The organism is Sphingomonas hengshuiensis (assembly GCF_000935025.1).
Classification (GTDB): Bacteria; Pseudomonadota; Alphaproteobacteria; order Sphingomonadales; family Sphingomonadaceae; genus Sphingomonas; species Sphingomonas hengshuiensis.
Window position 1 is genome coordinate 3568037 of the sequence record NZ_CP010836.1, and the last position, 12489, is coordinate 3580525.

A 12489-nucleotide genomic window follows, 5' to 3' on the forward strand; every position below is an offset into this window, starting at 1 on the left:
TTGCCGCTTCAGGCCACCGCGATCACGCCAGCGCAGAGCAGCGCCGCGATCGACAGGCGAAAGGCGATGCGCGGGCGCCAGGACAGCAGCAGGACGAAGGCGACGCCCGCGACCGATATCTGCGCGACCCAGCCAACGATGCCGATCGCGCTGCCCCATCCCGCTATCGCAAGCAGCAGCGACAGGCCCAGCAGTACGCTGCCCGCCACCCGCACCGTGGCGGGCGGGAGTAAGCGGAGCGCGGGATCGTCGCGGCGATGTTTGGCGACCGACGCCGCCAGCCCCGCCAGCCCGGTATAGGCGATCAGCCCGGCCTCAAACGCCATGCGACACCCCCTCCCCGATCGACGCGGGGCGCATCCGGGGCTGCCGGACGCGCGGGCTCGGCTGCCGCCGGGCGCGCCATGCCGCAAAGCCGAGCAGGCCGGCGCACGACAGGAACACCAGGTCGAACGCCACGAACAGCCCGTCGCCCGCCGCGATGCTATGCACGATCCCCCGACCGGTGGTCAGCGCGTTGACCACCGGCAGCGCGGCGAACAGCGCGGCTGCGACTGCCAGCGTCTCGGACCAGGCGCGCGCCGCAGGGCGGAGCAGCGACAGCGCGGCGAGGCCGAACCAGAGCTGGAACATCGCCGACACTTCCATGTCCGCCCGTCCGGCCAGATCCGCGGGCAACAGCCGGTTGGCGAGCAGATACGCCGCCATCCCTGCGGGCAGGCACGCGATCGCCCCGATATTGAGCCGCTCGACCAGCCGCAGCCCGAGGAACGGCGCTGCGCCGGGCCTGCGCCGCTTGGCGGTCCACAGCACCAGCCCGGTGCCGACCATCGCAGTGCCGGTCAGCCCGAGCAGGAAGGCGGTCCAGCGCAGCACCGGCCCCGCAAACGACGCCAGATGCAGCCCCAGCAGCACCCCCGCCGTGCGGATCGCCGGCCCCGGCTCAGGCGACATCGACAGCCGCTGGCCGCTCGCACCGGAATAGACGATCGACCCGCCCCGCGCGTTCAGCCGGTCATTGCCGCTGCGCGCCAGCGTCACCGTCGCCGCGGCATCGCCGGGGTTGCGCACGACGATGCTGTCGGGACGCCCACCCTGCCATGCCCGCGCGGCATCGGCGATCATCGGCGCGACCGGGGCCAGCGGCGCCGGACGCCCCGCTGCCGGGACCTCCGGGGCCGTGCCATAGGCTTCGGCGGCAAAGGCGGCGGGCTTGGGGTAATTGGCCAGGATCGGCCACGGCATGTACATGACGACCAGCGTGATCAGCCCGGTATAGGTGATCATCGCATGGAACGGCAGCGCGAGCACCGCCGTCACATTATGCGCGTCGAGCCAACTCCGCTGACCCTTGCCCCAGCGCAGCAGGAAGAAATCGACGAAGATCCGCTTGTGCGTGATCACGCCCGAAATAATCGCCGCGAGCATGAACATCGCGCACAGGCCCGCCAGCCAGCGGCCCCAGGGGTGCGGCAATTGCAGCTGGAAGTGGAAGCGATAGAAATGCTCGCCGCCCCGCGTCTCGCGCGCAGCGAGCGGCGTGCCGGTCTGCGGATCGAGCTTGATCTCGCCCGCGCGTTTGGGGCGCGGCGCGTTGGGGTCCGGATTGGGCCGCGGCATCGCGAAGATCCGGGTCTCGCGTCTCCGGGCATCGGGGAGATAGATATACCATTGCAGCGCGTCGGGCGCCGTCGCCTGCATATGCGCGAACGCAGTCTGTGCCGCCTGCACCGGCGACGTCTCGGGCAGGTTCAGCTCGGGCTGCATCCAGCGTGTGATCTCGGGCCGGAAATAGCTTGCGGTGCCGGTCAGGAACATCGCGAACAATATCCATCCGGCGAGCAGCCCCAGCCAGCCATGGATCCACGCCATCGACTGGCGCACGCCCTTTGCCGCAGCGCCGCTCATGGCCGCACCCCCAGCGCCAGCGCGAGCCCGATCGACGCCGCCGCAATCCCCCAGATCACCGCCGCCACGCGCCCGAGCCGCGGTTCGTGAAACGCCCATAGCCCGAAGGCCGCGAACACCGCGAATGAGGCGATCATCGCCCACAGAGTCGCTTCGACGCGGGCGATCGGCGCGAGCCGGGCGAACAGCGCGGCGAGCCCCGATGCGGCGGCATAGCTTCCGACCAGCGCGATCAGGCTGCGCGCGCACAGCCGCGCCGTCACCCGCCGATGTCCCGCGATCTGCGGCATAGCCCCCTCCCTTCGAAAATCCCGGGTTGCCCCTAGCCAAAGCCTTGCCTAGTAGCAATTGCGAATCGTTAGCATTAATAAAACGGGGACCGCATGATCTACTTTACCGCACGTCCGATGGGCGCGCCGCGCCGCGCGCTGGCGCTGGCCTTGCTCAGCTGCGTCGCCGCGCCGATGGCGAATGCGCAGACCGCCGCCGACGCGCGCGACGAGCCCGAATCGATCGTCGTGACGGGCATGCGCGACAAGCAGACCGGATCGGGGACCAAGACCGACACCCCGCTGATGGCAACGCCGCAGAGCATCACCGTCATCGACAATGACGAACTGATCCGCCGCAACGCGCTGTCGATCAACCAGGCGCTCGGCTATGTCGCGGGCGTCTCCCCCAACCAGCGCGGGGCGATGGTCACGCGCTATGACCAGCTGATCCTGCGCGGCTTCACGCCGGGCGTGTATCTGGACGGGATGCGGCTGCTCGCCGGGCCCTATTCGATGCCGCAGATCGATTTCAACCGCATCGACCATCTCGACGTGGTCAAGGGTCCAGCCTCGGTGCTCTATGGCAATTCCACGCCCGGCGGGCTCGTCAACCTGACCAGCAAGATGCCCGAGGCCACCGCTTTTGGCCGGATCGAGGGGCAGGTCGGCAATTATGAGTCGCTGCGCGGCGCCGTCGACATCAACCAGCCGCTCGACAGCGAAGGGCGGTTGCTCGCGCGCGTCGTCGGCGGCTGGCAGAAGAGCGACGGGCTGACCGACGGCACGTTCAGCGAACGCTATCACATCAGCCCGATGGTCAGCTTTGTGCCCACGCCGGACACCAGCTTCACGCTGGTCGCCGCCTATCAGCATTCGCCCAGCGGCGCCGGCTACTCGGGGGTTCCGGCCTATGGCACCGTGCTCGCCAACCCGCTGGGGACGCTGCCGCGCGACCTCAACACCGGCGATCCCGCCTATGAACGCTACAACCACAAGGCCAAGTCGATCGCGGCGTTCTTCCGCCACGACTTCAACGATGCGCTGACCTATCGCTCCAGCGCACGATTCCAGAACAACAGCTTGTCCTATCGCCAGCTCTACGTCGCGGGCTTTGCGACGACGGGCACGGGGTCCGCGCGCAACACCGATTTCTCGACGATCATTCGCGGCGGCGGCGGCGCCGACGAGGATTTCGACACGCTGACGATGGACAACAGCCTCAATGCGAAATTCGCGACCGCGGGCATTCGCCACAATGTGCTGGTCGGGCTCGACTATCAGCGCATCACCGGCGAGAACTTCCAGCAGTTCAACAGCGGCCAGACCAGCAACCCGCTGACCAGCGTCCCCAATCTGAGCCTGTTCTCCCCCAGCTATGGCGGGACGATGCCCAGCTTCGACCTCACCAAGCTGTCGAGTGCCTATGCCAACACCTATACCAAGCGCGACCAGACCGGCGTCTATCTCCAGGACCAGATGAGCATCGGGCGGCTCCAGCTGATCGCCAGCGGACGCTATGACTGGTACGACCAGCACACGCTGAACAAGAAGACCAACGGCGTGTCGCTATTGTCGCAGAACGCCTTCACGATGCGGCTGGGCGCGCTGTACGAGCTGCCGTTCGGCGTCTCGCCCTATTTCAGCTATTCCGAATCGTTCGAGCCGCAGTCGGGGACGACCTATCTCGGCGAGGCGTTCGATCCGGTGACCGGGCGGCAATATGAAGCCGGCGTGAAGTTCCAGCCGCGCGGCACCAACGCGATCTTCACGCTGTCGGCCTATGACCTGCGCCGCCAGAAGGTCCCCGTCGGCGATCCCGCCGCGGGCACCAACGGCATCCCGAGCACTGCCCAGATCCAGATCGGCGAAGTGCGCGTGCGCGGCGTCGAGCTGGAAGGGCGCGGCAAAGTGGCGCCCGGCTTCGACGTCGTCGCCGCGGCAAGCTATACCGATGCGATCATCACCCAGGGCACCCCGGCGATCGCGGCCACCGCCACCAACAGCGGCACGCCGACCACCACCGGCACCCGCCAGCTCGGCACCCCCGAATGGGCGGCGTCGACCTTCCTGTCCTATGATCTCGGCAAGAGCGGCAAGGTGCGCGGGCCGCTCGCCGGGCTGAGCTTCGGCGGCGGGGTGCGCTATGTCGGCGGATCGGATGGCACGACGAGCTATCTCGTCGTCAACAATGTCACGACGTTTCAGCGGTTCACGACCGACAGCTTCGTGCTGGTCGATGCGCTGATCGGCTATCAGCTCGGGCAGGCGAGCGCCGCGCTGGAGGGATGGAGCGTCGCGGTCAACGCCGCCAACCTGTTCGACAAGACCCACATCACCGCCTGCCCGTTCAACAACAGCTGCTATTACGGGGCGCCACGCACGGTGATCGGATCGCTGCGGTTTAACTGGTAGGCCCCACGCTACTCCGCGGCGCCCGTGCCGCGCTCGGCGGCGGGGACGATCCCGTCGTCGAGGAGGCGGCGCAGCGCCGCGATATGCCCGGTATCGCGCGCGCCGCCGGCGTCGGAGGTCATGACGACGGTCAGCTTCAGGTCGGGCACGATGAACAGCATCTGCCCGCCATAGCCCCAGGCGAAGCGCAGCGGGTGGCCGTTGCTCGTTCCGACGAACCAGCCATAGCCATATTGCCCGCCGCTCCACGGCGACACGGTGCGCGGCGTCCAGCTCTCCGCGATCCACGCCGCGGGGACGATGCGGCGGCCGTCGAGCTCGCCGCCCAGCCGATACAGCTCGCCGAACCGGGCCAGCGCGCGCGGCGACATCAGCATGTCGTTGCCGCCGAAATAAATGCCCTGCGGATCGCGCGGCCATGCCGGCATCGCGATGCCGAGCGGCGTGGCCAGCCAGTCGCGCATCAGCGCATGCGTGTCGCGACCCGAGGCGCGGGTGAGCATCGCGGACAGGAGATGCGTGTTGCCGGTCGAATAGAGCATGCCGCCGCCCGGCTCGTCGACGAACGGCCGCGACAGCGCGAAGCGGACCCAATTGGGGCTCGACACCCATCGCCCATAATTCTCGCCCGACGTCCGCTCGAGCCCGGCACGCATCGTCAACAAGTCGCCGACGCTGAGCCGCGCCAGCCGCGGATCGGGCCGCGCGGGCGCATCGGCGCCGAGCACCGACACCACGCGCTGGTCGACGCCGGTCAGCACGCCGCGCGCGATTCCGATCCCGACGAGCGCGGACAGGACCGATTTCGACGCCGACTTGATGTTGACCGGGCGATCGAGCGGCGGGCCGCCGTTGATGCGGTGCTCCGCCAGCGTCTGCCCGTCGCGCAGGACCAGCAACGAGCGTATCCGGGGCAATTGCTCCGCCGCGGCAACGGTGCGGGCGAGCCCGGCGGAGTCGAGCCCCTGCGTCTCGACCGGCGCCGCCGTCGTTGGCGTCGGCTCCCCGGCGGGGGCATCGTTGCAGCCGAGGAGCAGCAACGCGAGCGCACAGGCCGCGACCCTCATGCGCCGATCGCCGTGCGCAAGGCGCGGAGGAACGCCTCGGGCGCCTCGACCTGCGGCGCATGGCCCAGCGTATCGAACCGGATCAGCCGCGCATTCGGGATACGCCCGACCGCCGCCTCCGCCGCCTGTGGCACGGTCCGCACGCTGCCGCGCCGATCGGGCGGCGCGCTGGTCGCGCGGAACGCCGTCAGGTCGCGCTGGCCGATCAGCAGCCGCACCGGCATTTGCAGCCGCGGCAGTTCGGCGGCGACCGGCTGGGTCTGGATCATGTCGGACAGCCGCGCCTGCGCATCGCGGACGAGATCGCCATCTGCACCGGCATATTGCCCCGCCAGCATCGCGACCCATCGGTCATAGGCCGGGCGCCACTGGCCGTGATAGTAGTTGCGCAGCTGATACGCCTTGATCGAGGCGGCGTCGGTGCGCGCCTCCTCAGCGCGCAGCGTCCCGAGATCGGCATAGGGCACCCCCTCGGCGAGCGTGTCGTTCAGCCCGAGCGGATTGACCAGCACGAGCGTCGAGACGCGTTCGGGATGCAGCAACGCAAAGCGCGCCGCGAGGATGCCGCCGGTGGAATGGCCGACGAGCACGACCTTCCCGGCTCCCGCCTCGTCCAACAGCGCGCCGGTGAGCGCCGCCATCGCGTGGAAGCTGTACTGATAGCCCGGTGGCTTCGACGATTTGCAGAAGCCGATCTGGTCGAGCGCGATCACCCGATACCCGCTCGCCGCCAGCCCGCGCGCGGTCTCGCCCCAGGTCGCGGCGCAGAAATTCTTGCCATGGAGCAGGACGATGGTCGTGCCGTTGGGCGCCGCGGTCGGCGGCCAGTCGAGATAGGCCATGCGAACCGAATGCCCCTGCGACGTCGCGGCGAACCAGCGGACGGGCGCGGGATAGTCGAACCGCTCGAGGTTGGCGCCGAGCGGCACCGACTGCGCAATGCTCGGGACGGGCGACAAGGCGATCCCGCAAAGCGCGGCGGCGAGGGTCCAGCGTGGCATAAGGCGGGAACGGTCGAAGCGGCTTGCCGTATCCCGGCCCGTCCGAATCACCGCGCAGCCGGTCAGCGGAAACGCAGGAATTCAGGCAGTGGTGGAGTTGAGGGGAGTCGAACCCCTTCTTGCCCCCGCATTTCACACTTCGATGCCCTCTCGGGCTTAGCAAAGCTGTCCACTGAACGAGGGACCATCAGACATCGGACACTGGCCGCGTCGATCGGTCCAGCGTCCGATCAGAACGGCAGTTCAGCGCGCTCGATCGCCCGGCTACCCGAGCCCGACGCGCGCGGACGTGGGATCCGAATGATGTCCCCGCGGCTAGGCATCAGCCCCGGCGTGACGCGCCGCGCGACCGAGAAGTTCGGGGTCACTTCCTCGACCTCGAAATCGCCGATCGGAGTCTCGGTTTGGCCAAGATGCTGGTTGGTTGTGGGATCGATCAAGGGCTCGCCCAGCGACATTACCCGGACGCGCTGGCCCGGCGAAAGGAAGCCGCTGCCATAGTTGACGAACATCCGCTCGCCATCGACCTTGATCACGCGCATCGGATAGCCGGCGAACACCAACTCGGCAGCGATCGCGTCGGCCACGCGGCGTTCGATCTGGCCATAGACCTGCCCGGCGTCCATCCCCGAAGCGGACCCGCCGCTTCGAGTCAGCAAGCCACCCGAGGTCTGGAGTTCTTCACGGACGCTGTTCGCCGACACAATCTGTCCGGTGCGGACGTTGACGATCTTCAGGTCGAGCGCCATCGCCGCAGTGTTGACCTCGACTGCGTAGCGTGGGTCGGTGACATTGGACGACGCGGTACCGAACTCGGTGATCTTGCCGTAGATCAGGAAGTCGACGCCCTTCAACTTGGCGCGATGCGCCGTGCCGTCGGTCAGCCCGATCGCCGAAAGCGCGCGTTCGTCAAGCAGCGTCGACAGGCGGCTGCGCTCGAACACCGAGAATTTGTTCGTCTTGACGATCGCGGTCTCGATCATTTCGCGCAGGGCGTGGAAACGATTGCGGCATTCGACCACAAGCAGCTGGCCGCCGAAGCTCGCCCAATAGGAACAGTCCCGCTCGCTATCGATGTCGACGATCGCGACGCTTTGACATCCGACGCACTGCGCCTGGGCCACCGGAACCGCGGCAGCGGAGAACAGCGCGACCGCAGCCGCCAGCACTGAAAAACCAGGAACGCCAAGGCGCATGGGAAAAGTCTCCGGTTTGCCGCGATACAAGGCGATGGGCGGGGGTCAGGACCTGGTCTTGCGGGCCTTGGCCTGGCGCTTGTTCTCGTTCTGGATCCAGGAAAGCGTCTTTTTCCTCTCCGCATCGGGGACAACATAGGCCACGATGCCCTGGGCCACTGCCTCGCCATCCGCCGTGTAGGACATGCGCGCGAGCGACATTTTCGCGAGCACTTCGGAGACGGTTGCGTAGCCGACGTCGCTTTCCTGGGAACCGAGCACCTCGCCGTTATACACGACGGCCTTGCCGCTCCGCTTCAGCTTGAGCAGATCGCCGACCTGGAGCGCGCCCTCGCCATAATTGAGGATCAGCTGACCATCGGGCTGCACCATGGCGACTACGATCGGATAAATCGCGGTGACGAGGCCGCCGGCGATATTGTCTGCCGCCGAGCGAAGCAGGCGCGGCGTGTCGACGCTCGCGGCGCCGCCGTCGCAGCGGGCCGCGGATTTTTGCTGTTCGTCGATCCGCTTCACCAGCTTGATCTCACCGGTCTTCATGTCGGTGATCTGGATGTCCACCGACAGCGTGGCGACCATGTTCGAACAAGGAGGGGCGTCCTTGGAAAGCAGGCCGAGGAGGTTGATCGACTTCTCCTCCTTCACCCCCACCGAGGTGATCGTGCCGTAGATCAGATAGTCGACCTCCTGGAGGCCGCCGATCCGCTTAGGCGCGGTGGTGATGGTGCCGCCGAGCCCCTGCTCCCGCAACACGCGATCGAGGCGCTGGCGCTCCATCACGCGAAACTTCGACGTCGACGCCACCGCGGTGGAGATCATCTGCGAAAAGCTATCGCCCTGACCTGTCTTGGCAATGTCCTCGATCGGCATCACCGCAATGACCGGCTTTATGTTCGCCTGAGTCTGGCCTTGCGCCAAAGCACCCGTCAGCGGAAAAATAGTACAGGCAATAGAAAGGATTACCGCGAGAGCTTTATTCATGGCTTCCCCCCTGGAAACGCGCAAAACCCCGAATCGATGGCCCACTTAACCTTCTCCGACCCGGTTTGGGTAGTCAAAATGTGATGCGTCGCCACATAGCGATCTCTAGCTGTCTTAATCTTGTCATGCTTGGTCAATTGCCGTGCAGACATCGCCGGCTAACGAGCCGCTAATGTGTTGCAGCTGCTCCGAATCTGTTTAGACAGGCTGTAGAACCAGGTGTCGGGTGCCGGGGGGCGCTGATGGTAGAGATTTCCAAGCTTCCGCTTTCGAAGTCTATGGTATTGTTATTCAAGGATAATATTTCATATATTGCAGGAGGATTACTTGTAGTCTTCGGCGGGGGGCTGCTCTATTGGGCGCAGACGATCCTGCCAGATGGTGGCCAGATCCGCTCTGACGCGGATCAGCCAGTGTCCGCGGGAAACAGCGCCGTCGTTGCCGCAACCGACCCTGCGACCCGCTCCGACGGGCATGTCGGCGAGGAGGTTGTGCTCTCCAATGCAACGATCGATGCGCTGCTGAACCAGTCCGACGCCGCCGCCACCGATGCTGCTGCCGATCCCCCACCGCTGCTTCAGGGCACGGACACCAGAGCCGACCCCGCATTTCGCCAAACCGCGCCGCCCGCAAGGATCGCCGACGTCACGGCCACACCGAGTTCCCGGGGGCGTCCCGATCCGGTCGCGCGATCGGCAAAGTCCCCGCCCGATGCCGGCACTAGACTTGCTGCCCCCCAGTTGCGGCTCGCGTCAGACAAGAAGGGGGCCGTGCCGGGGCGATCGCCGGGTCCCGGTGCAGCCACGACACTTCCGCGCAATGGTCTGGTGTCACACGGTCATGGTCTGGCGGTCGCAAGCGGCGCCATCCGAGGCTTGTACCGCGGCGACCTCATCATGCGGCGCTGCGGGAATAGTTCGGCCGAGCGGCGCGAGGCGCTCCTGGTGCTCCTGCAGCAAGCCCGCGACAGCGGCTATCCCGTCTGTGTCGATGTCGTGCGCAACAACGAGATCGTCGAGCGCGTAAGTGTTCGCGTCGATCCCGACGCTCGCCTCTGACCGCCGAGCGAGACAGCCATGCCGGCGACCCCGCCCCGTTCCGGAAACCTCGGCCGCTCGGCACCGCGAGGCCCGTCCTCGGGCCGCGCGCACGGATCGAAGGTCAAGCCAGCCGGGTCGGCCAGCTGGTCGATGCCGGCGCGTTTCGCGTTCGCGCCAAGCATCCCCGGCGGAAGCGCAGGCGCACCACGGCCTCCGAGCGGGGGGCGCCTGCCCGGCAATACCCGCCGCAATCCGGCAGCGCCGACCGACTGGGCATCGCGCATCTTCTTTGCCGCCGGGGCATTCATCCTGCTGACCGTTGCGGCGGCGATGGCGGGGCTTTTTTACCTGGGCCTCCACCCGCTCGATCCCGCTCCAGTGATCGCATTGGAGCGCCAGCCCACGATCGTCTTCCTCGACGCCGACGGCAGGAAGCTCGCAAGCGAACTTGCCCCCGGCCCGCACGTCCGCGACCTGATGCGCCGGGCCGAGAACGGCCAGCCGAATGCCCGCCATGTTCTGGATGCTGTGGTGGCGATCGAGGACCAGGATTTCTGGGAACGCGACGGCGTCGCGCTGCTGCCGCTGGCCAAAGCGATGCTGCTCGAAGGACGGGGCGGATCGACGCTGACGATGCAGCTTATCAAGAACGTCTACTGGCGCCCGGACCGCCAGCTCCGCAACACGGACGATGGCGAAGCGCGCGTGCGGGCAGAACGCTGGCCCGACCGCTTCATCCGCAAGTTCCAGGAGATATTCGGCGCCCCCACGATAGAAAGGCAGCTCGACAAACCGGCCATCCTTGGCGCCTATCTCCGCCGCGCTCCCGACTATGATTCGCAAGGGCGCGGGATCGAGCCGGTCGCGCAGCTCTTCTACGGCAAATATCCGGAGGAGCTGACGGCGGCGGAGGCCGCGACGCTCGCGGCCACGCTGAAGGGGCCGTCCGGCTATGATCCTCGCAACGTGGGAATCCCGGGTCGGCAGCCGCCCCGGACGAAGGGCCGGGACGGCCGGCAGATCTATGCCCCCAACACGCCGCTATCGTCCCCGGACGGCTGCGATTCCGGCGGTCGGCGGCTGCTCAACAATCGCTGCCGCGCCTTGTTGGTGCTGGCCAAGATGCGCACGCGCCACCTTCCCGGTAGCCAGTCGCCGATGCTGTCCGAGGCCGACTATGCGGCGGCCCGGCAAGAGGTGCTGACGCTGGGCACCTGCGACGATTCGCCCCGCATGGCGAAGCAGCGCGCATTGGGGCTGCGGACTCCCGACGAGCAGCGATGTCGACGCACGCCCAACGGGTTTCTGGCGATAGCAATGGAGGAACTCGACGGGCTCGGGATCAAGGCGTCAGAGGGCGAGACGCTGGAGGTCGCGACGAGCTTCGAGCGGGCGTCGCACACGCGCGCGGTCAGCGTGATCGAAGCATTGAAGCAATGTGCGTTTCCCCCGACCGAGATGGGGGTTGCAGACCTGCGCTTCGACGGCGGCGTCCGCAGCATCATCGAATTGCCGCCGCAGGGCGCCGACTTCTCGCGCGATCCGGAGGCAACCAAAAGCTATTTCGGCATCCCGCCGGGATCGACGCTGAAGCCGTTCATCTATGCCGCCTATCTGGCCGCGGACCCGACGCGCACGGAAGCGACGCCGATCGCGGATGACAACGCGCTTCCCGAGCGCGCGCGCGATCGGGCGCAATGGCCAGTCCAGCAAAACATGCCCTGGTGGACCAATCGCGACGCCCCCGCCGCGACGATGTCGCTCGCAGAGGCATTTGCGCGATCGCGCAATCGGCCCGTGCTGCGCATGGCGGCAGAGATGGGGCCGGAGCCGATCCGTGCGATGATGGACCGGGCCGGCATGCGCTTCTACGGCGTGCGCGATTCGCTGGAGGCTGGCCCGGCACACGGCTTCCCCACGACGCTGGCGCAGAAATGGCCGATGGCGCTGCTGGGCGAAGGCGGCGCCGCCCGCGTCCGGCCGGTGGAGCTTGCCGCAGCCTATGCTGCCTTCGCCAACGCGGGACATGTCGTGCGCGCGCATGCCATAATCGAGGTGGTGGCGATCGGCAGCGACGGGCGGCGGCGCGTGCTCTATCGCCGCCCGCCGCCCACCGGTGCGGCGGCGATCGATCCCGGGATTGCGCAGAAAGTCGACACGCTGCTGGCCGGCGTGGTCCGGTCCGGGACTGCCGCCGATACCGCGATGGCCGCGCTCGGCACGCGCGGCAAGACCGGCACGATCAGCGGCAGCCGCTATGGCTGGTTCATCGGTTACGTGCCGGGCACCGACCGGATCGTCGGTGTGTGGATCCATTCGCCGGTGGTACGCACGCGCGACGAATCCTCCCACGAGGGCAATCGCCAGCTCGAGGTGAACGGCGCCGATGCCGCAAAGATCGCCTATGCGGTGCTCGGTGCCGCCACCGGCGACACAGCGGGCGGCCCGATCCCCGAAGTCTGTCCCAAGGCATCACGCGTGCTGGGCGAAGGGCTGAAACGCCTTTCTGCGCGTCGCGCGGAGGCCGAGGGAGCCTAGCCGGTGACACACCGAACCCCCTGTCGGACTTGCGACACCGTGCCCGGGCGGGGCGACCGGTTCTGCGGCCAATG

At 67.5% G+C, this 12489-nt stretch carries 10 protein-coding genes; 3 read left to right on the plus strand and 7 right to left on the minus strand.

The features are described from left to right. Positions 1 to 8: 8 nt before the first annotated feature. The 3 genes from TS85_RS16045 to TS85_RS16055 are packed head-to-tail and all read right to left on the minus strand — an operon-like array spanning position 9 to position 2198. Positions 9 to 326, minus strand: a complete 318-nt coding sequence (locus TS85_RS16045; RefSeq protein WP_044333605.1) for a DUF3325 family protein — start codon at positions 324 to 326, stop codon at positions 9 to 11. Then, complete coding sequence (locus TS85_RS16050; RefSeq protein ID WP_044333607.1) at positions 316 to 1908, minus strand: PepSY-associated TM helix domain-containing protein; 1593 nt, start codon at positions 1906 to 1908, stop codon at positions 316 to 318. The genes TS85_RS16045 and TS85_RS16050 overlap by 11 nt, the downstream gene beginning before the upstream one ends. Further along, positions 1905 to 2198 carry a hypothetical protein gene (locus TS85_RS16055; RefSeq protein ID WP_044333609.1) on the minus strand — a complete coding sequence of 98 codons (294 nt, stop codon included), beginning with the start codon at positions 2196 to 2198 and terminating at the stop codon, positions 1905 to 1907. Before TS85_RS16055 ends, TS85_RS16050 begins: the two co-directional genes overlap by 4 nt. Before the next feature lie 93 nt (positions 2199 to 2291). Between TS85_RS16055 and TS85_RS16060 the strand changes: the two genes are divergently transcribed. Beyond that, the gene (locus TS85_RS16060; protein WP_044333611.1) at positions 2292 to 4592 is read left to right on the plus strand and encodes a TonB-dependent siderophore receptor; all 2301 of its coding nucleotides are present in this window, start codon (positions 2292 to 2294) and stop codon (positions 4590 to 4592) included. 8 nt (positions 4593 to 4600) lie between these two features. On the opposite strand, the gene TS85_RS16065 is transcribed toward TS85_RS16060, so the two are convergent. The 4 genes from TS85_RS16065 to TS85_RS16080 all read right to left on the minus strand — a co-directional run bounded on the left by TS85_RS16065 (position 4601) and on the right by TS85_RS16080 (position 8837). Then, a complete protein-coding gene (locus TS85_RS16065; RefSeq protein ID WP_052507963.1) occupies positions 4601 to 5659 on the minus strand; it encodes a serine hydrolase domain-containing protein in 1059 nt (352 codons plus the stop codon). After that, entirely contained in the window at positions 5656 to 6660 is a 1005-nt protein-coding gene (locus TS85_RS16070; RefSeq protein ID WP_044333612.1) for an alpha/beta fold hydrolase, read from the minus strand. The genes TS85_RS16065 and TS85_RS16070 overlap by 4 nt, the downstream gene beginning before the upstream one ends. A gap of 230 nt (positions 6661 to 6890) precedes the next feature. Beyond that, complete coding sequence (locus TS85_RS16075) at positions 6891 to 7856, minus strand: CsgG/HfaB family protein (protein WP_077228657.1); 966 nt, start codon at positions 7854 to 7856, stop codon at positions 6891 to 6893. Positions 7857 to 7901: 45 nt separating this feature from the next. Then, positions 7902 to 8837 carry a CsgG/HfaB family protein gene (locus TS85_RS16080; protein WP_077228658.1) on the minus strand — a complete coding sequence of 312 codons (936 nt, stop codon included), beginning with the start codon at positions 8835 to 8837 and terminating at the stop codon, positions 7902 to 7904. A gap of 242 nt (positions 8838 to 9079) precedes the next feature. On the opposite strand from TS85_RS16080, the gene TS85_RS25505 reads away from it, so the two are divergent. Both TS85_RS25505 and TS85_RS16095 read left to right on the plus strand, forming a co-directional pair. Further along, the gene (locus TS85_RS25505) at positions 9080 to 9895 is read left to right on the plus strand and encodes a hypothetical protein (protein ID WP_155006448.1); all 816 of its coding nucleotides are present in this window, start codon (positions 9080 to 9082) and stop codon (positions 9893 to 9895) included. A gap of 132 nt (positions 9896 to 10027) precedes the next feature. Then, a complete protein-coding gene (locus tag TS85_RS16095) occupies positions 10028 to 12415 on the plus strand; it encodes a transglycosylase domain-containing protein (protein WP_044333618.1) in 2388 nt (795 codons plus the stop codon). Positions 12416 to 12489: the final 74 nt, after the last annotated feature.